The following is a 26156-nucleotide window of genomic DNA, read 5'->3' as shown; positions in this document are numbered from 1 at the left end:
CTATGCAAAAAGTATCTGAGACAAACAATCAGAGCCGGGATAAGGCTCTGATTGCAGGGACGATTATTATCGTTTCTCTGCTGTCGCTTCTCCCAATGGGACGGCTCCTCCTTGAAGTCGTCCTGCCCGCTAAAGGTACAGCGGTCGAGGCCATTGGGCGCGTCTTTTCTTCGTCAGCGACTTGGACCGCGACGTGGCATTCACTATATGTCGGGGTTTTCGGGACAATTTTCGCTGTTATTCTGGGAACAGGTGTGGCCTTGCTGGTTAGCCTCACGGATATTCGCGGGCGGTCTGTTTTTATATTTCTCTATGTAACACCACTGCTGATTGCGCCGCAGGTGACAGCGCTCGCATGGTTACAGTTGTTTGGCCCTGCGAGCCCGTTCCTGAAAATGCTTGGAATGGCGCCGCCATTGGGGTCGCGTAACCCGCTTTATTCCAGCACGGGGATTATTTTGCTTCTTGGAGTGCAATACGGGCCACTCGTGTTTCTCATTGTGCGTGCGGGACTGCGCAAACTGCCACGCGAACTCATAGAGGCAGCTCTAAGCAGTGGCGCGAAAAAATTGACGGTTTTGCGCACCATCATCGTTCCACTGATGGCGCCCTCAATCATTGGAGCGACCGCACTCACATTTGTCTCTTGTGTTGGTAATTTCGGTATCCCAGCGTTCCTCGGTATCCCGGCAAACTATCTTGTTTTACCGACATTGATTTACCAGCGTCTGAGCGGTGGTGGTCCCGCAGTCCTCACGGATGTTGCAGCCTTGTCCACTTTGATCGGCGTGATCGCAATCGTTGGCATTGTCGCTCAAGAATATGTCTCGCGCTGGCGTGATTACAGAATTGCATCAACTTCGCTCCCCGCAAGTCCTTTTGAACTTGGGCGTTGGCGGATCTGGATAGAAGCCGTCATGTTGCTGATTGTTGTTGCGGTATTGGGGCTACCTATTTTAGGTCTTGCATTGACGTCTTTGGTTAGCGCCTATGGCACGCCATTGACATGGGAGACTGCGACGCTTGCCAATTACAGTTTCATTCTCTTTGAACACGCAGCCACCGAACGCGCTTTCCTGAATAGCTTTGGGTTGTCGCTGGCGGCCTCCTTCTTCGCTGTCGTGATTGCTGTGCCTTTGGCTTATATCACAACATGGCGTAAACGTTGGTGGACGAGGCTGTTCAATCTCACCGCCGAACTCCCTTACGCCCTGCCGGGTGTCGTCATGGCCATCGCCTCTTTGCTGCTATTTCTAAAGCCGATGCCGATATTTGGCTTACACATCTACAATACGATTTGGATCATCTTGTATGCCTATCTGGCTCGGTTCTTTGTTCTCGCATTACGGCCGACCGTTAGTGGACTTCACCAGATTGATCGCTCGCTTGAAGAAGCTGCACAGGTGGCTGGTGCCAGCCTGTTCATGCGCTTGCGCACTATAATCTTTCCATTGGTCGCGCCAGCTACACTTGCTGGCGGAGTGCTGATCTTCTTGACGGCATTTAGTGAACTGACGGTCTCGGCTCTTCTTTGGGCGTCAGGATCTGAAACCATTGGTGTCGTGATTTTCTCCTTCGAGCAGGGAGGGGATTCCACATATGCCGCTGCCACGTCGATTGTAACGATACTGGTAACGATTTTTCTCATGCTGTCGACGAACCTTTTCGCGCGGCGTCTGCCTGATGGAGTGCTCCCATGGCGGGATTAAACATTAAAAATGTCACTAAAAACTTCGGCAATTTCGACGCCCTTTCTGATGTCACGCTTGATATCAAGAATGGAGAGTTTGTAGCTGTCCTTGGGCCATCCGGCTGCGGAAAAACAACTCTGCTCCGCGCAATTGCTGGCTTTGAGAAAATTACCAACGGCACAATTTGTGTTGGTGACAAGGTGATGTCAGCTAACGATAGTCACGTTGAACCTGAGAAGCGCCGTGTTGGTATTGTCTTTCAGAACTATGCGCTTTGGCCCCATATGACTGTTGCTGAGAACGTCGGTTACAGTCTTCGTGTGGCGAAAGTTGCGAAACCTGAACTTGATCGACGGGTAAAAGAGGCGCTTGCGCTTGTTGACCTGACGGGACTTGGAGACCGAAGACCTGCTAATTTATCGGGCGGTCAGCGTCAGCGTGTGGCGCTTGCGCGATGTCTGGTCGCTACGCCATCACTGGTTTTGTTTGATGAGCCGCTGGCCAATCTGGACGTGCACTTGCGCGCTTCGATGGAAGACGAATTTGCTTCTTTCCACAAACGTACGGGCACCACGATTGTCTATATTACGCATGATCAGGCCGAAGCGATGGCTCTGGCTGATCGCATAGCGGTGATGGATAAAGGAAAGCTGATCCAGTTCGCCACTCCGCGGGAGCTCTATGAACGGCCTCAGAGCGAGATGGTGGCGTCATTCATAGCAAATGGAATGGTTCTGCCTGCACGCGTACTGAGCGCTGAAAATAATGGGCACTGCGAAGTTGAAGTGTTCGGGCAAAAAGCGGTGTTGCGCTGCGCTCCGGGACAGAGGTCAAATGTTGATGCAAAGATATGCATGCGATCTCAGAACATAGAGTTGCGGGATGGTGATGGCATAGCACTCACAGTCAAGCGTCGCATCTATCGTGGCGGTGGGGCTCGTATTGAGGCGCACCCGGTAAATCATCCTTCCGTCGAACTCACTTTTGATTTGCCGGATATGGCCGGTGGACAGGAAGGCGATACGATTAACATAGCCATTAACTCCGGTTGGGTCATTCCAGAAGGAGCAGTAGAGAAATGTTGATCGATCTCTACGGTGGCTTTGGAGAAAAAGGCCGAACCAGTGTTGGCATAAGCACTGATAGCAGACTCTTATTCGATGCTGGCATTAAAGTAGGTGCGAAAGGGCGTGACTATTATCCGGCCATTGCGGAACACGCTGTCTCAGCACTTGATGCAGTCTTTATTTCCCACGCACATGAAGACCATATTGGTGCGCTGTATTGGCTGAATGCCAATGGGTTCAAAGGCACATTTTATATGACGCAGGAGACCCTTGACGATGCAGGATCTATGCTTTGTCAATATGCTGACCCATTGCATAAGCAAACCAACTCGTTGGCCGACATTTCAATCAAAGTGTTCGTCCCGGGCGAAACCATTCGTGTCGGTCAGACAGAGGTTGCGTCAGGGCGATCGGGGCATGTAGCGGGAGGTGTTTGGTTTTCGGTAACAACGCAGTCGAAACGCGTTGTTTATTGTGCGGATGTAGTCCCCAAAAGCGATGTTTTTCTGATGGACCCGCTACCGCATTGTGATCTTGTCATCCTCGATGCGTCCTATGGTGGTGATCCGGTTTCTGCGAAGGACCGTGTTCGCCAGATCGAGAGCTTTATTGACGCGCATAATGGTAAACTGGTGATCCCAGTGCCTGTTTCCGGGAAACCACTTGAATTGATGACTATTCTCCCAGACCGTTTTGCGATCCATCACGCGATGCGTCGTTCACTGGAAGCTCAGCTTGATGTTCCAAATGCATTTTCTTCACAAGTTGCCCGTTCATTGCGATCAAAACTCAAAGGGGCAATTGATTGGAGCGAGGACTCTGATTTGCCTGATTGTCCTTTATTGACTTTCGACGGCATGGGGAGTGCGGGCCCCTCTATACAAGCATTGCAACAAGCGGCAGAGCAAAATGTGCCTGTGCTGCTGACGGGACACGTACCAGAAAACACACCGGCGCACTCTCTGTTGGAACAAGGTCTGGCGAATTGGATACGACTTCCAACCCATCCCACCCGGCCGGAGAATTTAGAACTCTGGCAAGAGGCGGGAAAGCCCGCCGCACTCGGTCATTCTTGCGCACTCGATAAGCTTGAAGAACTCAAACCTTATCTGACAACTCTCAATACGACAGCTTTAACTGGTTTGCAGTTTTCAATCTGAATGGAGATGAAATGAGAATACTCGTGGCAAACGATGATGGCATTGATGCCCCTGGACTTGCGCGACTAACTCAAGTTGCGGAACGGCTTAGCGATGATGTCTGGGTTGTTGCACCCGATGGCAAGCGCACAGCAGCGAGTGGATCCATCACGATCGCCCGCTCGCTTACGATGGTGGAAAAGGGGCGCCGTCGCTATTCTTGTTCAGGTACGCCTGCGGATTGCGTGGTCACTGCGATGACATGGCTCTTCGATGGTCAGAAGAAGCCAGACCTTGTGTTGTCGGGCATCAATGATGGTCGTAATGTCGCTGAAGACCTTGCGTACTCTGGCACACTCGGAATTGCCAGAGAGGCAACGTTTTGGGGTGTTCCGGCGATTGGATTTTCGCGCGTTAAGCAAGTCGCAGAAGCTGACAGTGATATTGACTGGCTTGCAAACTTCGTCAGACAGATACTCAACAAGCGCGACACCATATTTCTGGACGGGCACTGGCTCAGTGTCAATTTACCTGAGCGTCTGCCAGCTGCGATTGCGCAACCGCGGATCGGTCGTGACAAGATTGGCATCCGAGCTGAAGTGTTGTCGTCTGACGGGCAAAGCACTGAGATCATAATCCCTCGTGGCCGTGCACACAGCGCTTCCGATGGAGATGATAATGATCTGCTGGATCGTGGCAATGTTTGTGTCAGCCGGTTGAATTGGTTCGGCCAGACGCCTTTAGACGATGAAAGCTTCTTCGCCTTAAAGTTTGAATAGAGGCGCAACGCCACGGAGGTTTTGGCTCCGTCTGATGAAATAAGTGCCAATTGTTTGCAGATAAGACCAACGGAGCCTTATGATGGAATCCACAATCGTCATAATCAATCTGTGCGGTGCCGTGGCTCTGCTGTTATTTGGGCTTGCACAGGTCAAGGATGGCGTTCAGCGAGCATTTGGCGCCAGCCTTCGATCGGGGCTTGCGCGTGGCACGAGCAATGGTGCCCGTTCCTTTGTTTCTGGCTTTGTGGCTACAATTGGTCTCCAAAGTTCGACTGCAACTGCTTTGATGGTAGCATCATTTGTTGAACGTGATTTCATTCAACAACGTATGGCTCAAATTGTGCTTTTGGGCGCAAATGTTGGCACCGCAGTAACCGCCTGGATTGTTGCTACCGGAATAGAGTGGTTGTCACCGCTATTGATATTGTCTGGCATAGTTTTTCTGAAAAAAGGAACCAGCAATCGGCGTGGTATTGGGACTATGCTTATAGGCATAGGGCTGATGCTGCTTTCGCTGCACCTTCTTGGTTTGGCCACAGAGCCGATCCGCCACTCACCCGCAATAGCAAGCTTCGTGAGTATGCTGAATAATGCCTGGCCCGTGGCATTGCTTTTTTCGGCTGGGATTGCATTTATTTCATCGTCAAGTTTGGCAGCGGTCGTCCTGATCCTCTCTCTTGGTGCCACCGGTGTATTACCTTCGGCACTCCTCATCGTCCTTGTCCTTGGCGCGAACCTTGGCGGAGCAATTCCACCGGTGATCGCTTCTATGGGAGGAGACGTTGCAGCAAAAAGAGTTACATTGGGCAATCTAGTTGTTCGTGGAATTGGATGTTTGATTGCACTCCCATTCGCCCAATATGGAGCTGATTTGGCGGCGGCATTATCACTTCCGGCGAGTAAACTGCCCGTTGATGCACATCTTGCGTTCAATATAATATTGGCGGTCGTGGCGTGGCCATTCTCGCGTTTGTTATCCGATATGATGATCCGATTGCTTCCTGACCCGCAGAAGTCAGATATGGGCCCGAAATTTCTTGATGTTCAGCAACTTTCAACGCCCGTTATGGCATTGGCTGGAGCAACGCGCGAAGTTTTGAGTATAGGTGATCTCGTGGAGCGCATGCTGATGCGGATGTCATCAGCTTTCCAGAAAAACGATCCTTCCGCCTCAACTGATATTTCCTTACTTGAAAAGCGTGTCGACTTTCTCCAGCAGGAAGTGAAAGTCTATTTGTCCAATCTTGGTCGCCAAAGCTTGACTGAAGAAAATGGCCGTCGATCATTGGAAATCATCGACTATGCCGTCAATCTTGAACATATAGGCGACATAGTAGAGAAAGGTTTGGTGCCTTCGTTAGCGAAGAAAGCAGCACTTGGCTTGCATTTTTCTGACGATGGCTTTGGTGAACTCGAGCGTTTATTCGATTTGACCGTAGACAATATACGTACGGCTCAGACTATTTTTGCGACGAGAGATTTTCATCTCGCTAAGCGACTTATGGAGATTAAAATTGAAGTTCGTCGTATGGAAAAACTATCTTCTGAACAACATCTTGCGAGACTTCGTGACGGAAGGATCGAAAGCCTTCGAACAAGTTCAATCCATCTCGATATGCTACGCGATCTAAAGCGTATTAATGCTCATATTGTTTCAGTCGCACATCCAATACTCGAAGAGGCGGGGCTATTGAGTGATAGCCGATTGGTATCTGCGTAAATCGAAGTGGCGGTGTTTCAACTTTGCGATTTACCTCTCACACCAGATGCCTGGTGATTGAATTTCATAGAAAATGCTTAAAATAGGCATTCCTGCCAACCATAAACGTTAAACGTCCTCAGCGCCCGAGCGGCTGATATGGCGGTCTGAGTAAAGCTGACGCGAATTCGAAATCTTTTTTCTCGGTGGCTTCGAGAATGCATAAGTGGTCTTTACAGGCCTCGCGTGTTGATTGCCGCTGAGAAACGACCCAGTGGGGGTGTGAACGACGACTAGTAAAAACTCAACATGGTCGGCTTATGCCACGACAGCAACACCCTCTGACATCCCCGCCAATCGGTGCTCAAATAAAAACCTTCTACTGAAGATAGACGGAAACATCATGCGGTTTTGCACGTTAAGGGTTCAGCTAAAACAGGATCCTTAAGAATGAAATATAGCCAGAAGCGTATCTTACCAGAAAGTGTGGGTTCTGATCGTGGTCGGGACGCCAAATCACCTGGAGATATACCGCCAAGGGGCCTTAGGGACGTCTTTTGGCGCGTCATTGAGGCTGTCATGGTCGATCGCGTAACGCTTATCGCGGCAGGTGTGACCTACTATCTGTTGCTCTCACTATTTCCGGCGCTGGCTGCACTTGTTGCTCTTTACGGATTCGTCGCCGACCCCTTAACAATTATGGGACACATTGGCTTCCTGGCAAGTGTCTTTCCACCTGGATCGTTCGACGTCATACTCAATCAGTTGACTGCTCTCACACATCAAAAAACATCTACGCTGAGCTTTGCGTTCCTTACTGGCCTTGTTGTAGCGATCTGGAGTGCCAACAGTGGCATGAAGGCGATATTCGATGCTATGAACGTAGCATATCAAGAAAAGGAGAAACGGAGCTTTGTGCGCCTGAACTTCCTATCTCTGACATTTACATTCGGTGGGCTTATTATCGCCATCGTTCTTATCGTGGCCATCGGAGTGCTTCCAGCCGCTTTGTCTTATCTTTGGCTGGATCGATGGCAGGAGCTCCTGGCGCGGTTCGCGCGCTGGCCTCTCGTCCTTGTTTTGGTCGGCTGTGGTATTGCCGTAATCTACCGCTTTGGTCCCAGCCGCGAACAGGCAAAATTCAGGTGGTTAAACTGGGGCGTGGTGTTTAGCACACTGCTCTGGATGTCTGCATCAATCCTGTTCTCATTTTACATTGAAAACTTCGCGAATTACAACGCGACCTACGGCGCGCTCGGCGCACTTATAGGCATGATGGTGTGGATCTGGATCTCAGTGATTATATTGATTGTCGGTGCTGAACTTAACGCAGAGCTGGAGCACCAAACCGCTTGCGACTCTACCACGGGGGCGCCGCAGCCTATGGGAGACCGCGGCGCGTTCGTGGCCGACACCTTGGGGAAGACCGTCGATTAAGGTTTTCATAATTATGATATCTCCGGCCTTTTCGCGTGGCGTTGAAATGCCACGCGGACTGATAGCACGCAGCCTTTGACCGCACGTCCTCACTTGGCGAAATGAACTAAAATTTTGCGCTCTTTTGCTCTGGCCGAAAAGCTCGGCGTATGCAGACCTGGGCGTCGATCTGCAACTTCTGAGTAATCGGGAGAAAACGCTGTTGGTTGACATCCTAAAAAATCTTTACCAATTCCCGGATCTGCTTTCTCAGTTGCGACTGGCGCGCAGTTCATATTTTTATCATCGAGCCCGTATGAGGGTGACCGACAAGTACCTCACTATACGTCAGAACATCATCGAAATCTTCGAAGCCAACCGTCGATGCTATGGCTACCGCAGGCTACAGGCGTCATTGGCCAAACAATGCGTTACAATCTCAGAGAAGGTTGTGCAGCGCTTGATGAAGCAGGAGAACTTGATCGTTGCCACGCCAAAGCGGCGGCGATATCGCTCTTATCTTGGAGAAATCAGTCCGGCACCCGAGAACCTTATTAATCGCGACTTCCAGGCCTCAGCCCCAAACGAGAAATGGCTGACCGATATCACTGAATTCCATATCCCGGCTGGCAAAGTGTATCTCTCACCCATCATCGACTGTTTCGATGGTTTGGTTATCAGCTGGTCTATCGGAACGAGACCAGATGCGGAATTGGTCAATATGATGCTTGATGCCGCCATAGAAACTGTGACGGACGCAGATAAGCGGCCAATAGTGCATTCTGATCGGGGTGTACACTATCGCTGGCCGCGTTGGCTATCGAGGATTAGTGATGCGAAGCTGGTGCGCTCAATGTCCCGCAAGGCGTGTTCTCCAGATAACGCAGCATGCGAAGGCTTCTTCGGCAGACTGAAAACGGAGCTCTTTTACCCGCGTGATTGGAAGACCACCACACTTGAGCAGTTTATCAAGGAAGTTGATGACTACATTCGATGGTACAACGAGAAACGGATCAAAATGTCACTTGGCGCACGAAGCCCAATCGAATATCGAAACAGTCCTGGCATTGTGACGTAAAACCAGTCCAGGTTTTTATCCGCACCCCCCTCGACAATTTGATGACTGGGCACAGGGCCATTGTGGTGAGATGTTCTTACTTTCAATTACTTTTTAATCGTTATCGAAAACAGTGCTGTGCTGCGATTTTTGGTGGCTAGAGAACTTTTCTCAGCTTTTATTTTTCGCTTTGTAGGCATGCCCGAGCGCATCAAATTTTCATAAGAAACTGAGATATGGAATTATTGGTTTAATTTTATAATTTTCAGAATAAAATTTACATCAGACGTTGACACATAAGCTTAAAAGGCAAAGATTGTGCAGAGGCTTGCAAGAAGCCGCAGCGTGGAGGCGCTGTAAAACAAATGAGTTAGAGCGCGGATTGGGTTCAAACAGATCCAAGTTGCTCTAAAGGGAGGAATAATGATGCGTTCAGCACTTATGGCCGCGGTTTTTGCCGCTGGCGTTTCATCATTTGCGGTTTCGGCACAAGCTTCTGGTAATCTCAATCTTATCTGTTCGGCAGATGTCGTAATTTGCGAGCAGATGAAGAATAATTTTGAGAAGGAAACCAATATCAAGGTCAATATGGTGCGACTGTCGTCTGGCGAAACCTATGCAAAGGTTCGCGCTGAAGCACGCAATCCGAAGACTGATATTTGGTGGGCGGGTACGGGTGATCCACACCTGCAAGCCGCTTCAGAAGGTCTGACACTTGAATATAAATCACCGATGCTTGACCAGCTGCAGGATTGGGCGAAGAAGCAGGCCGAAAGCTCAGAGTTTCGCACCGTGGGTGTCTATGCCGGCGCGCTTGGCTGGGGTTATAACACCGATCTTTTAAAGAAAAAAAACCTGAAAGAACCACTCTGTTGGGCTGATTTACTCGACCCGTCCTATAAGGGCGAAATCCAGATGGCCAATCCGAACTCATCTGGTACGGCCTACACTGCGCTGGCCACTCTGGTTCAGTTGATGGGTGAGGATAAGGCTTTTGATTATATGTCGAAGCTCAACTCCAATGTTTCGCAATACACCAAGTCGGGATCTGCCCCCGTAAAGTCTGCTGCGCGTGGCGAAAACGGCATCGGTATTGTGTTTATGCATGATGCGGTTGCGATGACTGCCGAAGGCTTCCCCATTAAATCCGTCGCACCTTGTGAAGGCACGGGTTATGAAATCGGCTCTATGTCAATCATCAAGGGCGCTCGCAACCTCGATAACGCCAAGAAATGGTATGACTGGGCTCTGACAGCAGATGTGCAGTCAAAGATGAAAGATGCGAAATCCTTTCAGCTTCCTTCCAACAAGAACGCTGAAGTGCCGAAAGAGTCACCACGCTTTGAAGACATCAAGCTGATCGACTACGACTTCAAGACCTATGGCGAACCGACCAAGCGCAAGGAAATCCTTGAGCGTTGGGATAAGGAAATCGGTGCAAAGGCCAACTAAAACATAGCCGCATTCGCGGTAAGCAAGCCTTCATTTTTATCGAGCTTCCGCCGGTTGTTTGGCGGAAGACATTTAATTGCATCCACTTTGCAGGCTAAGAGCAAAAACTGAGCAGAAAAGCGGATAGAATATGAAACAACATAATCGACGGCTTGATGTAGTTTTGGCGCTTGCTTTTGCTGCGTTCTTTATCCTGCCTTGGTATCGCATTGAGCAAGGGTTCTTCAATTTCGACTGGCTGCAAGGGATTTTCAGTCAGTCGGAAGATGCTCCGGGTATTCTGCAAATATTCGTTTATGGCCGACCTTGGCTTGCTGTTATTGCGGTGCTGATGCTCGTTTGTGGCTTTGCTCGCTTTGCAATGTCTGCCGAAAAACGCACGTCCGTTTTGATCGGTGCAAGTCTTCTCGGCGCTGGACTTCTCGCATTGCAAGGATTGGCCATTGGTTTCACAGGCTGGAACTGGGCCTTTAGCGAAATATTATTTGGTCAGCTAGCCGTCGGACAACCGGCTTTTGGCGCAGGCGCTGTCCTGACAGGCCTTTGTTTTCTGCTGATATTCTCGTTCGCTCTTGCCGAACGTGGTGTGATGAAAGGTGATGCTTTTGTCGTTTCCTCCATCACCCTCTTGGTAGCACTTGTCAGCGTCTTTGTGTTCTATCCGATTTTCAGCATGTTTGGCGCTTCCGTTCAGGATTTTGACGGTTCCTTCAAGCCGGATGGTTTCATTGGAAATATACAGGATTCTTCGATCTGGAGCCTTGCTTGTGTGATCGGGGATGGGCGTTGTGGTGTGGCATGGCGCACACTTTGGCTCGCTCTGATGACCGCAGCTGGCTCAACCGTGCTTGGGCTTTCATTTGCACTTGTTGCGACGCGGACGGGCTTTCCCTTTAAAAAAGGGCTGCGTATTCTTACGGTGCTGCCGATCATCACGCCGCCATTCGTTATCGGTCTGGCGCTAATTTTGCTGTTTGGTCGCGCTGGGGTAGTGACAGAGCAGATTTCAAATATTTTTGGCGTCGAGCCGGGCCGCTGGCTTTATGGTCTCACAGGCATCTGGATTGCACAGGTGTTGTCATTCACGCCCATCACATTTCTCGTTCTAATCGGCGTCGTAGAAGGTGTATCGCCTTCCATGGAAGAAGCATCACAAACTTTGCGTGCTGACCGCTGGCGTACTTTCAACCGTGTTTCACTGCCGTTGATGGCACCGGGACTGGCCAATGCATTCCTGATCGCTTTTATTGAAAGCATGGCCGATTTCGGCAATCCGATGGTGCTGGGTGGCAGTCATGGAGTGCTCTCAACAGAGATATTCTTTGCCGTGGTCGGTGCACAAAACGATCCATCGCGTGCTGCTGTTCTCGCGATTGTTTTGCTCAGTTTCACACTGTCGGCATTCCTTATTCAGCGGCTCTGGCTATCGGGCAAGAACTTTGCGACGGTCACCGGTAAAGGCGATTCAGGTATGCATGCCGGTTTGCCAAAACAATTGAAGATCGGCGTTTATGCCCTTGTCATTCCATGGATGATCTTCACCGTGGTCGTTTATCTCATGATCCTTGTCGGTGGTTTTGTGCGCACTTGGGGTCTCGATAATTCGCTGACGTTCGATCATTATCGCCGTGCTTTCTCGGTGGCATGGACCGATAGTGGTTTTGCATGGACCGGTGTTGCCTGGAACTCGTTCTGGACGACAATGGAGATATCGCTGATCTCGGCACCTCTCACTGCTGGAGTAGGATTGCTCACCGCCTATCTGATCGTACGGCAGCGCTTCTTCGGACGCAACGTGTTTGAGTTTGCACTGATGCTGAGCTTTGCCATTCCTGGTACGGTGATTGGCGTCAGCTACATCATGGCATTCAACCTGCCACCGCTTGAAATGACCGGCACGGCGCTGATCCTGATTGCCTGCTTCGTGTTCCGCAATATGCCGGTTGGCGTGCGCGGAGGTATCGCTGCCATGAGCCAGCTCGATAAAAGCCTTGATGAAGCATCGCTTACGCTGCGTGCAGGCAGTTTCCGCACGATCCGCAAAGTCATTCTTCCGCTGTTGCGGCCTGCCATTACAGCCGCGCTCGTCTACTCTTTCGTGCGTGCCATTACATCAATCAGCGCCGTGATCTTCCTTGTTTCGGCGGAGTATAATATGGCAACTTCTTACATCGTTGGCCTCGTTGAGAACGGCGAATTCGGGGTGGCGATTGCTTACTCCTCTGCACTCATTCTGGTGATGGTGGTCGTAATTGCCGGCTTCCAGCTTCTTGTCGGCGAACGGCGGTTACGACGTGAAAACCGCGTTGCCACGCTCACGCCGATCAAAACTGTTCAACAGGAGAAAGCCGTATGACCAAGATACGTCCCGGCTCCGTTACCTTTCAAAATGTTACCAAGAAATTTGGCAATTTCACCGCTCTGCCGGATTTGTCGCTGACAGTCGAACCCGGAACGCTTGTTACGCTGCTTGGTCCGTCGGGTTGTGGCAAGACCACGACCCTGCGCCTTCTGGCAGGGCTTGAACATCCGACATCGGGTCGTATTCTGATCGGTGGAAAGGATGTGACCATGCTTCCTGCCAATGAGCGCGACGTGTCCATGGTGTTTCAATCTTATGCGCTGTTTCCACATATGACTTCACTCGACAATGTTGCGTACGGGCTTGAATCTTCCGGGTTAAAGAAGAAAGAAGCGCGCGAGCGGGCCGAGGACGGACTCAAGCTCGTTGGCCTCGCTGGCATGGGGCATCGCCTGCCTGCAGAGCTTTCAGGTGGACAGCAACAACGCGTTGCAGTTGCACGCGCATTGGTGCTGGAACCACAGGTACTGCTGCTTGATGAGCCACTTTCCAATCTTGATGCGCGTCTGCGCCGCCGTGTGAGAACGGAAATCAGGGAACTCCAGCAAAGGCTCGGTTTTACTGCAGTTTATGTCACACACGATCAGGACGAAGCTTTGGCTGTGTCTGATACAATTATTGTCATGAAAGACGGCGATATAGCGCAACAAGGCAGTCCGCGTGACCTTTATGAGTGTCCCGCATCTGCCTTCATTGCAGACTTCATGGGTGAGGCCAATGTCGTGCCCTGTGAAGTCGTCAGCGCAGAAAATGGAGAAGCTGTCATTCGTATTGGAAAACTCAGTCATCGACTGGCATCGTCACATGTAAGGCTGGGACCCGCACAGCTTGCGATCCGACCAAATGCGGTGAGCTTGAAAGCCCAGATAGGCGGAGACTTCCCGGGACGCGTGGCCCATTCCGCTTATCTCGGTGATCATATCGAATATGAAATCGACACTGAACACGGCAAGCTTTTCATTGTCGATCCGGCCGTGGAAGAAGCGCTTCCGCCACAAACGGATGTGGCTATACATTTCAAGCCGCGCGGCCTTGCCATCATCAACAATTGAGCACATGAACCATGCATCTTCATTCCCTCTGACTGGAAACCAGGCATGACCTCAGACATTTCAAAAGAGCTTGAAGCACGGTTTGAGCTTGCGCAGGACATTGCGCGCGAAGCTGGTGCGCTGGCACTCGATTACTTCAATCGCCGCGAGACGCTTGTCATTGAAACCAAACGCGATCCGCAAGATGTGGTGTCCATTGCTGACCGCAATGTCGAACAGCTGATCAATGAACGTGTATCAGCAGCTTTCAGCGACGATGGCTTTCTGGGTGAAGAATATGGACTGAATGCGGGTAGCTCAGGTTATACATGGGTGGTTGATCCCATTGATGGCACCAGCCCTTTTGTGAACGGAATGCCGAACTGGTGCGTTTCCATTGCCGTGCTGAAAGATGGCGAGCCAGTGATCGGTGTTATTCAGGCACCTTGCTTTGATGAACTTTACGCATCCGCCAAGGGGCAGGGCGCAACGCTTAATGGCAAAAAGCTTGTGCTTGATGAAACGCGCACAATTCGCAACGCGGTGACGGGCATTGGTGCCAATAATTACGTAACGCCGCAGGTGGTTGCGAAGATCGTTGAAGATTTGCTTGAAGCAGGCGGCACATTCATTCGCAATGGCTCTGGCGCGCTGATGATTGCCTATGTGGCAGCAGGGCGTCTAGTGGGCTATTACGAGCCATATATGCACGCTTGGGATTGCATGGCAGGTTTTTGCCTGGTCCGCGAAGCAGGCGGCTATACGCACCCATTTCCAACGGAAGGCGAGCAACTGACCAAGGGTAGCAAGGTTTTCGTTGCTGCACCCGGCGCGGTGGACGATTTGAAAAAAGTGGCAAAACTCTAAGAAAAAAGCCCCGGAAATCCGGGGCTTATTTAATGCGTTTGCGTGGCTCTATCGCAAAAATTTATGCTTCTAATAGCCGCCTTGTTGCACACTACAATTATACTGATAGCCCCACACACTTTTAATAGCGATTATGATTTGCAATTGGTTCTCATTGACCATGCGAGTCCGCTCAATGTCCAAAACTCCAGTCATATTGGCACTGTGTCGATTGTCCCTTATTAATTGTCACACTTGGCATTGCCTTTTCCGACATGCTCGATTGGATAGTCTGACATCATATCCGTCCATCTGGTTATTGGTGTGACAAGTTAAGTGACATGAGAAGCGATCCAAGCGAAAGTCAAAAGTCTGGTCGCGGTCATTGTGACCTGTGACAACATTCCTCGAACTGCCCATTATCGGCTAGAATTTGGGTCAATTAACAAAATAGCAAGAATAATTAAACTAAAATGAAGTAATTATTGATCGGAGATGTCGATAAAGCTAGTTTATTGATATATTTTTTATTTTAACGCATCACGTATAGCGCCACTTCAATTTCTCTTACATCTATTTCTCGAGTTCTTTCCAACTTGAATTATTCGATCTATAGATGTGCTTCATTGGATTGCTGACATAGAATGGCGGCAGGATGGCCGGGACTATTGCGATCGATAACGCAACCGATGTCTATTACATGGATGCATTGACGCTTGGTCTAATGCCGTCGCCGGGCAGAACCGTGCGGGCCAGTTTGACAGCAAAATTCTAACACTTAATCCGGGTTCGGGCAAAGCTCGGATTTGACATTTCATGCTATGGCTTTTTTTAGCCTTGTCGTTCGGAAAATAGTGTTCTCAAACCTTGACCCCAGTCCCAGGCTCTCTCCAGTTTTTGGGGAGAGTCTTGGGTTTGTAATCCTCCTTCAATGCGGCGATCTCAATACCCGTATCAAGAACTGAATCTCATTGAGGTATGCATCGTAAAAACTGCCGTTGAAGCTTGCCACAATTTCGTTTTGCATCGGCCTGTCGGGTGCGATTTAGTGCCATTGGACATGAATATCCTTACACCCTTTCAAGCTGTCCGAGCTTGTCATGTCCGTGCCCTTGTCCGAAATAGTCGTTCGAGGCCAGCCCCTTCTTGTGATGATTGCATCCCAATTCCTGGTAAACCTCCGACGCGACGGAAATGTCTCCGCAAACAATGCCATGCACACTTGTGTGAAATCATCAACGACCGTCAGCATGCGGAAACTGTTGCCATCGGAGAAAGCGCCGCTGACGGAATCCAGGCTCCACTGCGCATTAGGGCGTGATGGCAATACCAATGGACGGCTAGCCCCAAGGGCACGCTTAAAGCGTACAGTTGGAAAAGGTCTATAGAGTGTGTCATCTAAGACGACAGAGAGTTCAGTTTTGCAGTTGTATTTTCTTGACTTGCAATCTGTGCAAAAGGCATCGGCGTTCTCCCGGCATGGTGCCGAACATCATGTTCTTGACTTGAAATCTAAAGCAAGTCACGGAAAAGTAGGAAACAGCTTACCGACAACGACATACCCAACAATAAAGAGTTAGAGTGAGTGTAGTGAATATAAATAGGCGCGACACGCTCCAGATCCGTATCGTCCGACACTTAATGACAATAAGGCGTCGTTCTGTTTAAAGGCAGTCGATACTTTCTGCGTTTAAATAATAAACTCGCCACTCAATGACATGGTGTCCACTGCTGTGCACATTGTTAGACGTCCCTCCCTCTTTCACAGGCCTAAATCTTGAAAGAAGCGCTTGCGGCTCGCCGTGGGACAATGACACTTTTTGGTTGCGACAATCTGTCAATTCAGTTATTGGCTTGCCAAGCCATCGATGTCCGTTCGCGTCACGAAGCGAGCTTTTAGGTCTTTTGTTATAGCTGTGCGCCAGAGTCTAACTGATATTTTTATGACAAATCGCAAGCCATTAATGTGGCGCGTCATGAGTATTGTTGGCGATCCACAGACGGCTGAAGACATCATTCAAGAATCATATGTTCAAGTAAAAAAGGCGCTAGAGGGAGGATCCATTCAGCACCTTGAGGCATTCCTTTATGTGACGGCGCGAAATCTTGCGTTTAATCACAAGCGTCGCCAAAAGATGCGGGGTAGATTTGAACTTGAGAATATTGATGATGCGGAGCTCGCTCAAGTTCCCTCCGCTGTACCTTCTCAGGAAGCGAATTTAATTCAACGGCAGACATTGCAAAGTATAAGTGATGCCATTGCCAAGCTTCCTCAACGGACACAGACTGCATGGATGCTGAGCCATATTGAGAAGTGGACCCATACAAAAATTGCCGAGCATCTCGGAGTCTCTGCACATACTGTGTTCAACGATCTGAAAAAGGCGCATGCAGTTTGTTTGGAGGCTTTGGCAAAAGTTGATCGGTAATGCGCCGAGTTCGATGAAGCTTTATTGGATTTCTAAATTAACTCGGCTGAGAATTTATTTTTGTAAGATTTAACACCCTCAATTGTCTTATAAATTATAGGCATCAACTGGCGTGTTTTTGGACCGGACCGACTGAGTGACAGAAGAGAAAAAAGAAGACCGTTCTAACCAAAATGGCTCCGATCATAGCGATCAAGCGACGGAGGAAGCCCTTCATTGGTTTTTTAGTCTTCAGGCTTCCAGCGATGATCATGTGGTATTGGAAGAATTCGAAAACTGGAAAAAAGCTGATCCTGCACACGCAAAAGCTTTCGAAGTTGTTGCGGAGGCTTGGAAGCTGCCTGAAATGGAGATCATCGCACAAGATATCGCGCTTGCCTCAGGCTACCTAAAGCAAAATCCGATTATTTCAATCGCGCCCGCCCGTCTCAAAAAAGCCAATCGAAATAGGTTTTTTCAAGCATCCATTGCCGCTGCTGCCGTCATACTCATAGCCATTGGCGTGCAAAAATATCCAGAGATGATGCTGCGATGGCAGGCTGATTATCTAACAGCAGTCGGTACCCGTGAAGAAGTGACATTGCCTGATGGTTCGCGCATGACATTGAACACCGGCTCAGCAGTCGCTCTTGACTTTGAAGAAGGTAAGCGCGGGGTTCGTTTGCTCCAAGGTGAGGCGTATTTTGACGTTGTTCCCGATGCATCAAGGCCCTTTAAAGTTGCTTCTGCATTCTCTGACGTTGAAGTTAAGGGCACAGCATTTTCGGTGCGCAAGCAATCAGACCACGATACTATTGTGCTTGAGCATGGGCATGTCAGTGTAACCCATCGTGGAACAGTGAGCGATACGGCAAATCTGGAAGCTGGTGAGACTATCACTGCGTCGGTAACACAGCTTTCGTCAGTGGAGAAAGTTGATCTAACAACTGCTCTTGCCTGGCAACAGGGACGGTTTGTGTTTGACGATCAACCCTTTGGCGATGTGATCGATGAAATCGCTCGATACTACGCGCACACGATCATAATCGCTAACTCAGACCTTCGTAGTTTGAAGATCAATGGTACTTATCGCATCGATGATCCGGTGCGTGTGATTCAGTCTCTAGCAGAGGCTGCCGGGGCCTATATAACGCAAATTCCGGGTGGAATTATAATCTTGCATTAAATATTCAACTTTTTTTGCAAGATTTGCTGAGCTCGTTTGTCAAAGGATTAGAGGCCAAAATTCTGCAAAGCAGATTGGTCAATTAATTCATGCATGAGGGCTTGCGATGAGGCATAAGGCGTTCCTACTGAGCACAAAAGTTTCAAATAGTTCAGCCAAATACTCTACGGGAAAACGTTTTGTCGGGCTATTAATCGCGTCCTCGTGCCTCGCGAGCTTGGGTCTGATAGTACCAACCGCAGGCTATACGCAGCAGCACGCGACCGTTCCGGTTAATTACGATATTCCAGCTCAGCCGTTGTCTTCAGCGATAGCAACTTTCATTTGTATTTCTGGATGGGAGGTAGGTTTCACTTCTCAAGCAGTGAAGGGAAAACGATCGGCTGCCGTTAACGGTTCAATGGCTCCAGCACAAGCTTTGCATAGATTGCTTCAAGGCACGGGTGTTAGTGCAAGCATCTCTGGTGCCTCCACCGCAGCCTTGGTTACATCTACAACGGGGCAGAAGAATGATGCACAGCTTGATGATGGCGGCGGCACAATCCTCGACACGATTACGGTTACTGGTGGAGCGGGCGTAACACCGAGTGAGGAGCCATATTATACGGCTGCACCGGCAGATTACATTTCTTCCGAAACGATTGAGCGCTATCGCGGTTCGAGCCCTGCAGATATTTTTCGTGGCACGCCGAGCGTCATGTCGGGCGAGGCGCGAAATGGTGCCGGTGCTATCGACGTTAACATTCGCGGCATGCAAGGGATGGGGCGCGTGACGACAACGGTCGACGGCGCTGAAAACTCGCTGAGTGTTTATCAAGGTTATCAGGGTGTATCGAACAGAACATATGTAGATCCTGATTTTATTGGTGGCATTGATATTACCAAGGGTTCGGATACGCAGAACTGGGGGAATGCAGGTTCAGTCGCCATGCGCACTGTCAATGCTGACGACATTATCAAACCGGGCAATAATTGGGGTGTTAGAGTAAAAGGTGAAGTTGGAACGAATAGCTCCACACCCCATGCTGGTGATAAAGCTGGATATTATTGGCCCGCGACGCCTTATGATCCATTGGGTAAGATCCCTATCCTATCTGCAAGCGGAATGGACAGGCCGTCAGCGCTCTCGCCGACACGTGGATCGGGAAGTATGATTGCCGCTTACAAGGATGATGACCGTCTTGAGCTTCTGGTGGGTTATGCTCAGCGCAAGCAAGGCAATTATCATGCTGGAAAATATGGTCCGAGTGTAGAGCCATTTGGAACTGGTCCGCAGAAGGTTAGTTGGTATCAGTGGGACAATTACTACATTAATAAAGGCCTTGTGAACTATCGCGGCGGTGAAGAAGTCCTCAACACGCAGCTTGAAACGCGTTCTTGGCTTGCAAAGATTTCAACGCAGTTGACTGAAAGCCAGAAGCTTCAACTGGGATATACGAACTTTCGCAGCGAAGCTGGCGACCGCACCGCATCTCGTTTGACGGGAGAAAAGGGCCAGGCGACACAGCAATCGCAGACCGCCGGGACCAGTGTTGACAGTTTTACAGCGCGATATAACTGGGATCCTGAAGACAACGATCTCATTCATCTGAACGCCAATGCATATTGGACGCATCTGACATTACGCAATCCAATCCGAGTGGAATTTACGGCTCTGAAGCCTGAAGCCCTGGGGTTACCCTCAACATTCCGCGTGGGTTCCGATAGCGACCTCTGGGGCGCTGATATCAATAACCTGTCGAAATTCTACAGCGCATACGGCGATATTGATCTGACTTACGGCGTTTCTTATCGTGGAGAAAATACACGCGGCAGCAAATACTCAGATGTTCTGGACAAGTTGTCACCCGCCAGAGATGCTATCCGGCATGAAGCAGCCGCATATATAAAGTCTGTCTGGTCACCCACCGATTGGCTAAAGGTGAACAGTGGCCTGCGCTATTCGCATTTCTGGACCGAGGATAGAATTGATCCTGAACAAAAGGTCGGGATCGCACTGGGTGGACTGGGCTCACGTTTTAGCGATGGTGGCTTTAGTCCTTCCGTGGGCGTGACACTTGATCCACTGGAAGGTGTGCAGCTCTACACGACCTATTCGAGCACAATGCGCGCGCCAAGTATTATGGAAACTGTGGCAGCGTTCAGCACGCCAGCAAACTTGGATGTTCGCCCAGAACGCTCCAATAACTGGGAGCTAGGCGTGAATCTGACCGGCGAGGACGTCGTTACTTTTTCCGATCGTGCAATGGTCAAACTTGGCTACTTTAACTGGGATGTTAAAGATTATATTGGTCGTGAGGCCGATGGTGGTGCTTCCATATTGAAGATTTCAAACTTCGACCGTGCCCGTTTTTCCGGCCTGGAGTTTTCGAGCCGATATGAGAACGACGGATTTACGGCTGACCTATCAGCTAATTATTTTCTCGGCGTAGAATACTGTAAGACCGCGAATAGCTGCGTTAACAAAACAACGTATGCTGATTACGCCACAAATCATGTGCAGCCAAAGTACATGGTTAACCTCTCGCTGTCGCAGAAGTTGCTAGAGGAGCGGTTAACACTTGGTGGACGTGTGACGCACATTGGGCCGCGCGCCGTAGGTCATGGTGATGTAACCGCAACGGGAGCAATGGAATTTATTGCACAGACCCGCTGGGAGCCTTACACACTCGTTGACCTTTTTGCTCAGTATAAGGTGAGCGATAGCCTGACTGCTGACTTCCGCGTCGAGAACCTGTTCGATCGCTTTTATGTTGATCCGCTTGGTCTTGTCACACAGCCAGGGCCTGGGCGCACATTCTATGCGGGCCTAACCGGATCGTTCGGCGGTGAGACAAACTTTATGCCCGCTCTTTCGTTCCTGCCGAACCTTGGTGGCAATAGGAACTCTGAATCCAAACAGATTGACTGGACAGGTCTGTATGTTGGGGGCCACGCGGGTGGTGGCTTTGGTACGACATGGGGTAAAACCACGAGTTTCGATGGATCCTATGCCGAGAATGCTTTGCGGGAGTCCGCTGATGACGTGGCATTGAATGGCGCAATGTTTGGATTGCAGGCTGGGTATAACTGGCAGTTCAAAAATGGAATTATTCTTGGCCTTGAAGCGAATGCCAGCAAGTTTTATGGCAAACCAACCAAAGAGGATGTGTTCTCGCTGGATCCAGCACTTGCTAAGGACAACTATCGAGATGCTAGCATAAAATACGATATCGACTGGATGGCGACTTTGCAGCCGAAGGTGGGGTATGCGTTCAATGACAGATTTATGGCATACGCTTCAGGTGGTCTGGCACTTTTGAAAGAGTCCCAGTATCGGACGCAGTACAAATCCAATGCTTACTCATCGGATCAGCCTTTTGGTTATGAAACAGAAGCGTCTGGCGTTGAAAGCGCTTCCAAAACAAGGATTGGTTATACGCTCGGTAGCGGTTTGGAATACGCCCTAAATGAGCATTGGTCTATCCGTGGAGATTACTCCTATAGTCGTTTTGGCAAAACAAATATTAAATTCGACACAGCAAAAGCAGGAACGAGCAAAGACTACGTAACTTATATCCCGGATGGTGAAACGATTATCCCTCCGGCCCTGCCTCCAGAACATGAGATATGCGTCTCGAATCCAGACGATTTCTTCTGCAATCCGTATACGCAGACAGTATATAAGCCGGTTGATCATGAAGGGACCTCAAGTGTTACGAATGGGCGCAAGGCGGCCAATTCGCTTGATATGCATACGTTTAAAGTAGGATTAAATTATAGGTTCTGATCGCTACTTATACCCCCGCAGGCATATGGCATGGCGGGGGCACCTTCTTCTGGTGCTATTTTGCTACCAAAAACTGGAAGGAACCTGGGCTCAGGCCAATTAACATCTATTATGACATCAAATCTGAAGGTGAATAATTATTGTGAGATCTATTCTTTATTATCCTCAGTATTTTTTGATATAACAGTTGCTACATAGATTCCACTTTCATTCATTTTGATATCAAATGCACCATTTTCAGATGCTGGTGGATGCGATATTACAACAACCTTATCACTTTCTGAATGATTATGCTCCAGAAGATCCATTCCTGATTGCCCTTTTTGTTTCTCAAGATAATAATAAAAAATTCCCGGCATAATTCTAATTTATCCTTTCGTGCTGAAATATAATTATTTCATCTAATTTAGAGATTTGAAATAATTTTTTAAATTAATCATATTTAATCTCCAATTAAGCTGCGAGAGTTATGGATTTTTCGAAAATGTTTTAGCAGGTTAAGAGCAGCCATCATTTGCGAATTGGTATTTGCGGATCATGTGCGCCACTTCAATTCCAGCAATAGTCGCTTTGGCTAAATGGAATGCTTTAAAGCATAACATGTGTTTTGTTATCCGCTTAATGAATCGATGATCCTGCTCAGGGATGTTGTTGAGATATGTGACTTGCAGGATTTCAATCATCTTGCCAGCACCTGTCAATTTCAGGATGCAGTTTACAGCCTGTGCACCAGCCAGGGTGGCCCCGCTTTTATCAATGACAACCTGGTGCGGAACACCATGACTTGCAACGACCTTCTTGAGGAAACGCCTCGCAGCCGCAAGATCGCAGCGCTCGAAGAGCATGAAATCAAGGATTTGGCCATCACGATCAACATCTACGCCTCGCTCAGCCATAATTTCCTGAAGGTCGGGATAGGAGCCAGGTTAACGAAGGTAGAAGAATATAGCATAAAGGATAGCGCTTTCGGGAAAATGAGCCCCTTTGAAATCAACTGCCATTCTTCTTTACCTCACGCTACTATTCGTAATGCTCGGCACATGACGTAGCAAATGTAAAAAGTTTGCGACAAAGCCCGCTGATGTATATATTTGTGGCGAAATGACAATATGAAAGTATCCTCCCAGAAGAGGATGCTTTCTTTTATGCTCCCTAGAAAACCATCAGTTCGTTTTTAAAGGCGTTAAACCTAAAGCATAGCTATGTTGCAGCTGGTAGTGAGGGATTACAAGCTCGTGCCTTTGATCGACGAGAACATAGCAAACAGAGTAGAAAACAGTCGACAATCGTGGGTGGGTTCTGCATGAACAGCATAGCGCTAATATGGTGATGTTATGTACGTACCGCCGTGGACGATTTTTTCTGGGCTTGGAGCAATCGATCGCCGCGATCTTTGCAATCTTATTGCGAGTTTCGAGACCACAACTCTTTTATCAATGTCTATGGACCGGGTCAGCGATCTACTTTTGCGCCTTCAAAAGGCTGGGCAGTCTTCGTATGTCACCGCTTTCGCAAATCGCTTGAAGGATGCCGCGGATACCCTTTTTGTGTCGAAGGTAGATACGCCTGCATTACGAATTCGCCTCTGGGCTAGAATTGCTGAAGCCTTTGGTATCGACGCAACGCTGGCGTTATCTTCCAAACAAGCTAACTCCGTTGGCGCAGGAATAAGCTTGAAGGCAGCAGCAATTTTAGACATGCCGGCCGTAAGCGAGGATGAGCCAGTCCCGGAGACGGGGATTCAAAAAGTGAGACAAGCGCTGACATCAATTTTCGTTAAACCTCATCAGGATTTTTCTTGTTTGGTTGCCGATCGGGCGCGGCTTGTCGCGACGACGGTAGCTGCTGCTGCTCAATCTGGGGAGTTGTCTGAAGATGACCAACAAGAGTTCAGTGAACGCATCCGCGATTATATTAAAGATATACCGCCCGAAATGCGCGACGACGCAATGCGTAATGCCCTGGCTTCCGGAGACAAGGCCGCATTGGCTCTGATCGCTACCGGTACAACAGCGTTTTCGATTGGAGTAGGTGTAAATTTAGCCGGTTTCAGTGCTTATATTCTCGCAGCTCAAGCCTCGGCCTTCATTCCGTTTATGAGTGGCCCCGCTGTCGTATCCACATTGTTTGTGTTTGCTAATCCACTCTTCAGTATTCCAGTAGTTCTTGGAGCCGGATATTTCGCTAACCGCTATGTGAACAGTGGTCAGGCTGCAAAACTTGCTGCCAGCGTTTGTGTCCAACTTGCGCTGCGTGGGCTCTCAGCCGATAGAGATGGCTTGGCAGTCATCCTCAATGACTTTAGAAATGCGAGCCAAACTGATCTTATCCCGCTTCCATTAAATATCAGAACTTCGATGCTCTCACGTATCGAGAGAGTGTCCCTATTGTCGGGAAATGATTTACCTAAATCGGTAGGCAAACTCAGGTCATCTTCGCTTGTATCTAATCGCCAGAGCAACCTGTTGGATGAGATATTGTCAAAGAGCAGAGGAGATGTGGTAGAGATGGGAGTAACCGCAGGTCTTTCGGCATGCGACATTCTCTACAATGCAGTATCCATCGATCCAATGGTTCTTGCTGCGGCAGATTTTTCTCGCGCACAGGACATTAGCGACATTTTCAAGTTCGGCGCTTTCGCGAGCCATATCAGCTCTATGAGCGAGGCTGCAGCCGCAGGAGCAGAGAATAATCTTCGGGGATATGTCTCGGAACAACTGGTCGCAGCGCGCTTGGTGGAAATTGGTCACGTGGTCAGTTTTCCCGAGACATCAAATAATGCGGGATTCGATCTTCTGGTGGATGGTGTCCCATTCCAGGTAAAATGTCTGCAGAGCCTTGAAGGATTGCGAGAACACTTTTTGAAATATCCAGATATGCCCGTATACGCCAATGCTGAGTTGGCAGATGCGGTCATAGCAAGCGGTGCTTCATGGTCCCAGCTTGTTTTCTACGTAGATGGATTTGATCGCGACATTGCGAATATGATAATGAACGCGTCTTTGGAAGCCGGCGAAGCGCTTGGTGATTTGAATGTACCGTATTTTGCGGTGGCCGTGTCTTCTGTTCGTAATCTTCACCGTGTGTGGAGCGGTGATATACCGTTATCCGACCTTCCAATTTCTGTCGTGATGGATGCAAGCGTTAAAGGAAGTCTCTCCGCCGTCGGCGCACTTTCAGGTAAGGCTCTTGGTCTTCTTGCGTTCGGGCCAGCTGGAGCTCTGGTCCTGGGTAGTGTCGGTGGTATCGGCGCACTGATAGGTGCCAGTTGGACAAAGGGACAAGTGACCAGACTACTGTTTTCAGAATGGCTTTCTGAACTCGACGCCTCGACAGAGCGGTTTCGAATTGCAGTTTTGATGGCAATACGGGCGAAGGTGGGAATGCTTAAAGACAAGAAGGCATCGGTTCCCAAAAGTAAATCAGAAATCGACGATTGGATTCAGTCGCGTTTTACTGACGATATCGTTTCGCTTGGAGAAGTCATCTGCGATTTGGAAGAGCTCATTCCAACTTTGGATCAACCAGAGAAAGCACGTGCCTGTCTCTCGGCGATGGATGCTGCAAAGGTGCATCCTCTGGCGGTTGAGACGGAATTAACAGAAATATTGAAAATTCTAGGGTCCGAACCTTCAAAATCGCAAGCGACTGGCAAGGCGGCGTTACAGGCGTGGTCCGCAGTGAAGGCGCGATTGCCTTTTAAATCTTAACGGTCGAGGATTTTCTCCGATCCAGCTTCGTGCAATATTTTTGACTTGGAATCTAAATCTGCCCAGCTGCTCATAAATCTTAAGCGGACCTGATTTGGAGGCAGTACTATTTTATAATTAGCAATGTGCTGGTTCAGTCACATTCATATTGCACAAGGTGATCTTGATAGTTGACGATAATGAATAAGCAAGTCCCGATGTGCAAAGATAGTTTCTTTCTAACCTCCGTCGGCACAAAGCGTAAAAATGATGGTCATGCCACTCAATTGATCAGAACGCATAATTGTTTCATGTGATTGCTCAAAGCCGCCAGGACACTAAAGCAGCAAAGCTGCTTACTGGTTCGTGATTTGAAACGAGCAGACGATAAGTTATCGCTAAACTCGATCATTCTCAAATTGATGCACCGAACATAATAGTGATGCAGAAGCGACAGTTTCATAATACAGTCGTTCTTCAATCCAGTTTTATATTCACGTTTTTCGTTTGCATGAGAGCATTGGGCCATATTCGAGAACATAGAGACCGAAGGCTAGCATCC

The 26156-nt window shown here is 49.1% G+C and carries 16 protein-coding genes and 2 pseudogenes; 15 read left to right on the top strand and 3 right to left on the bottom strand.

The annotated features are described in order from the left end of the window. The first annotated feature begins 2 nt into the window (after positions 1 to 2). The 11 genes and pseudogenes from J2782_RS19960 (at position 3) to J2782_RS19910 (ending at position 14563) form a co-directional block, all read left to right on the top strand. The gene (locus J2782_RS19960; protein WP_310015697.1) at positions 3 to 1709 is read left to right on the top strand and encodes an ABC transporter permease; all 1707 of its coding nucleotides are present in this window, start codon (positions 3 to 5) and stop codon (positions 1707 to 1709) included. Beyond that, positions 1697 to 2776 carry an ABC transporter ATP-binding protein gene (locus J2782_RS19955; protein ID WP_310015695.1) on the top strand — a complete coding sequence of 360 codons (1080 nt, stop codon included), beginning with the start codon at positions 1697 to 1699 and terminating at the stop codon, positions 2774 to 2776. The genes J2782_RS19960 and J2782_RS19955 overlap by 13 nt, the downstream gene beginning before the upstream one ends. Beyond that, the gene (locus J2782_RS19950; RefSeq protein ID WP_310015693.1) at positions 2770 to 3918 is read left to right on the top strand and encodes an MBL fold metallo-hydrolase; all 1149 of its coding nucleotides are present in this window, start codon (positions 2770 to 2772) and stop codon (positions 3916 to 3918) included. Before J2782_RS19955 ends, J2782_RS19950 begins: the two co-directional genes overlap by 7 nt. Before the next feature lie 11 nt (positions 3919 to 3929). Then, complete coding sequence (gene surE, locus J2782_RS19945; protein WP_310015691.1) at positions 3930 to 4676, top strand: 5'/3'-nucleotidase SurE; 747 nt, start codon at positions 3930 to 3932, stop codon at positions 4674 to 4676. A gap of 82 nt (positions 4677 to 4758) precedes the next feature. Beyond that, positions 4759 to 6399 carry a Na/Pi cotransporter family protein gene (locus J2782_RS19940; RefSeq protein WP_310015865.1) on the top strand — a complete coding sequence of 547 codons (1641 nt, stop codon included), beginning with the start codon at positions 4759 to 4761 and terminating at the stop codon, positions 6397 to 6399. 429 nt (positions 6400 to 6828) lie between these two features. Beyond that, entirely contained in the window at positions 6829 to 7815 is a 987-nt protein-coding gene (locus J2782_RS19935; RefSeq protein ID WP_310015689.1) for a YihY/virulence factor BrkB family protein, read from the top strand. 154 nt (positions 7816 to 7969) lie between these two features. Further along, positions 7970 to 8872: pseudogene (locus J2782_RS19930) on the top strand (IS3 family transposase); the annotation flags it as partial. Positions 8873 to 9277: 405 nt separating this feature from the next. After that, positions 9278 to 10303, top strand: a complete 1026-nt coding sequence (locus tag J2782_RS19925; RefSeq protein ID WP_310015864.1) for an ABC transporter substrate-binding protein — start codon at positions 9278 to 9280, stop codon at positions 10301 to 10303. A gap of 130 nt (positions 10304 to 10433) precedes the next feature. Continuing rightward, on the top strand, positions 10434 to 12659 hold the full coding sequence (locus J2782_RS19920) for an ABC transporter permease (RefSeq protein WP_310015687.1): 2226 nt from the start codon (positions 10434 to 10436) through the stop codon (positions 12657 to 12659). Then, the gene (locus tag J2782_RS19915; protein ID WP_310015685.1) at positions 12656 to 13717 is read left to right on the top strand and encodes an ABC transporter ATP-binding protein; all 1062 of its coding nucleotides are present in this window, start codon (positions 12656 to 12658) and stop codon (positions 13715 to 13717) included. The genes J2782_RS19920 and J2782_RS19915 overlap by 4 nt, the downstream gene beginning before the upstream one ends. A 45-nt stretch (positions 13718 to 13762) precedes the next feature. Further along, positions 13763 to 14563 (top strand): inositol monophosphatase family protein, encoded by an 801-nt coding sequence (locus tag J2782_RS19910; RefSeq protein ID WP_310015682.1) that lies wholly within the window; start codon positions 13763 to 13765, stop codon positions 14561 to 14563. Between the two features lie 1024 nt (positions 14564 to 15587). Here J2782_RS19910 and J2782_RS22915 read toward each other — a convergent pair. After that, complete coding sequence (locus J2782_RS22915) at positions 15588 to 15869, bottom strand: integrase catalytic domain-containing protein (protein ID WP_404989690.1); 282 nt, start codon at positions 15867 to 15869, stop codon at positions 15588 to 15590. A gap of 541 nt (positions 15870 to 16410) precedes the next feature. Between J2782_RS22915 and J2782_RS19905 the strand changes: the two genes are divergently transcribed. From J2782_RS19905 to J2782_RS19895, 3 genes are all read left to right on the top strand, one after another. Beyond that, on the top strand, positions 16411 to 16971 hold the full coding sequence (locus J2782_RS19905) for an RNA polymerase sigma factor (protein ID WP_310015680.1): 561 nt from the start codon (positions 16411 to 16413) through the stop codon (positions 16969 to 16971). A 136-nt stretch (positions 16972 to 17107) separates the two neighbouring features. Continuing rightward, positions 17108 to 18136 (top strand): FecR family protein, encoded by a 1029-nt coding sequence (locus tag J2782_RS19900; protein WP_310015679.1) that lies wholly within the window; start codon positions 17108 to 17110, stop codon positions 18134 to 18136. 106 nt (positions 18137 to 18242) lie between these two features. Continuing rightward, entirely contained in the window at positions 18243 to 21905 is a 3663-nt protein-coding gene (locus tag J2782_RS19895; RefSeq protein ID WP_404989684.1) for a TonB-dependent receptor domain-containing protein, read from the top strand. 149 nt (positions 21906 to 22054) lie between these two features. Here the strand turns inward: J2782_RS19895 and J2782_RS19890 are convergent, their stop codons facing one another. Both J2782_RS19890 and J2782_RS19885 read right to left on the bottom strand, forming a co-directional pair. Beyond that, positions 22055 to 22264 carry a hypothetical protein gene (locus tag J2782_RS19890; protein WP_310015677.1) on the bottom strand — a complete coding sequence of 70 codons (210 nt, stop codon included), beginning with the start codon at positions 22262 to 22264 and terminating at the stop codon, positions 22055 to 22057. A gap of 138 nt (positions 22265 to 22402) precedes the next feature. Continuing rightward, positions 22403 to 22906 (bottom strand): annotated as a pseudogene (locus tag J2782_RS19885) (IS6 family transposase). 333 nt (positions 22907 to 23239) lie between these two features. On the opposite strand from J2782_RS19885, the gene J2782_RS19880 reads away from it, so the two are divergent. Next, positions 23240 to 25615, top strand: a complete 2376-nt coding sequence (locus J2782_RS19880) for a hypothetical protein (RefSeq protein WP_310015675.1) — start codon at positions 23240 to 23242, stop codon at positions 25613 to 25615. Positions 25616 to 26156: the final 541 nt, after the last annotated feature.

Origin of the sequence: Brucella pseudogrignonensis, assembly GCF_031454375.1 — a bacterium.
GTDB lineage: Bacteria > Pseudomonadota > Alphaproteobacteria > Rhizobiales > Rhizobiaceae > Brucella > Brucella pseudogrignonensis_A.
Note: the sequence above shows the minus strand (reverse complement) of the source record. Positions and strands in the feature narration are given on the sequence as shown.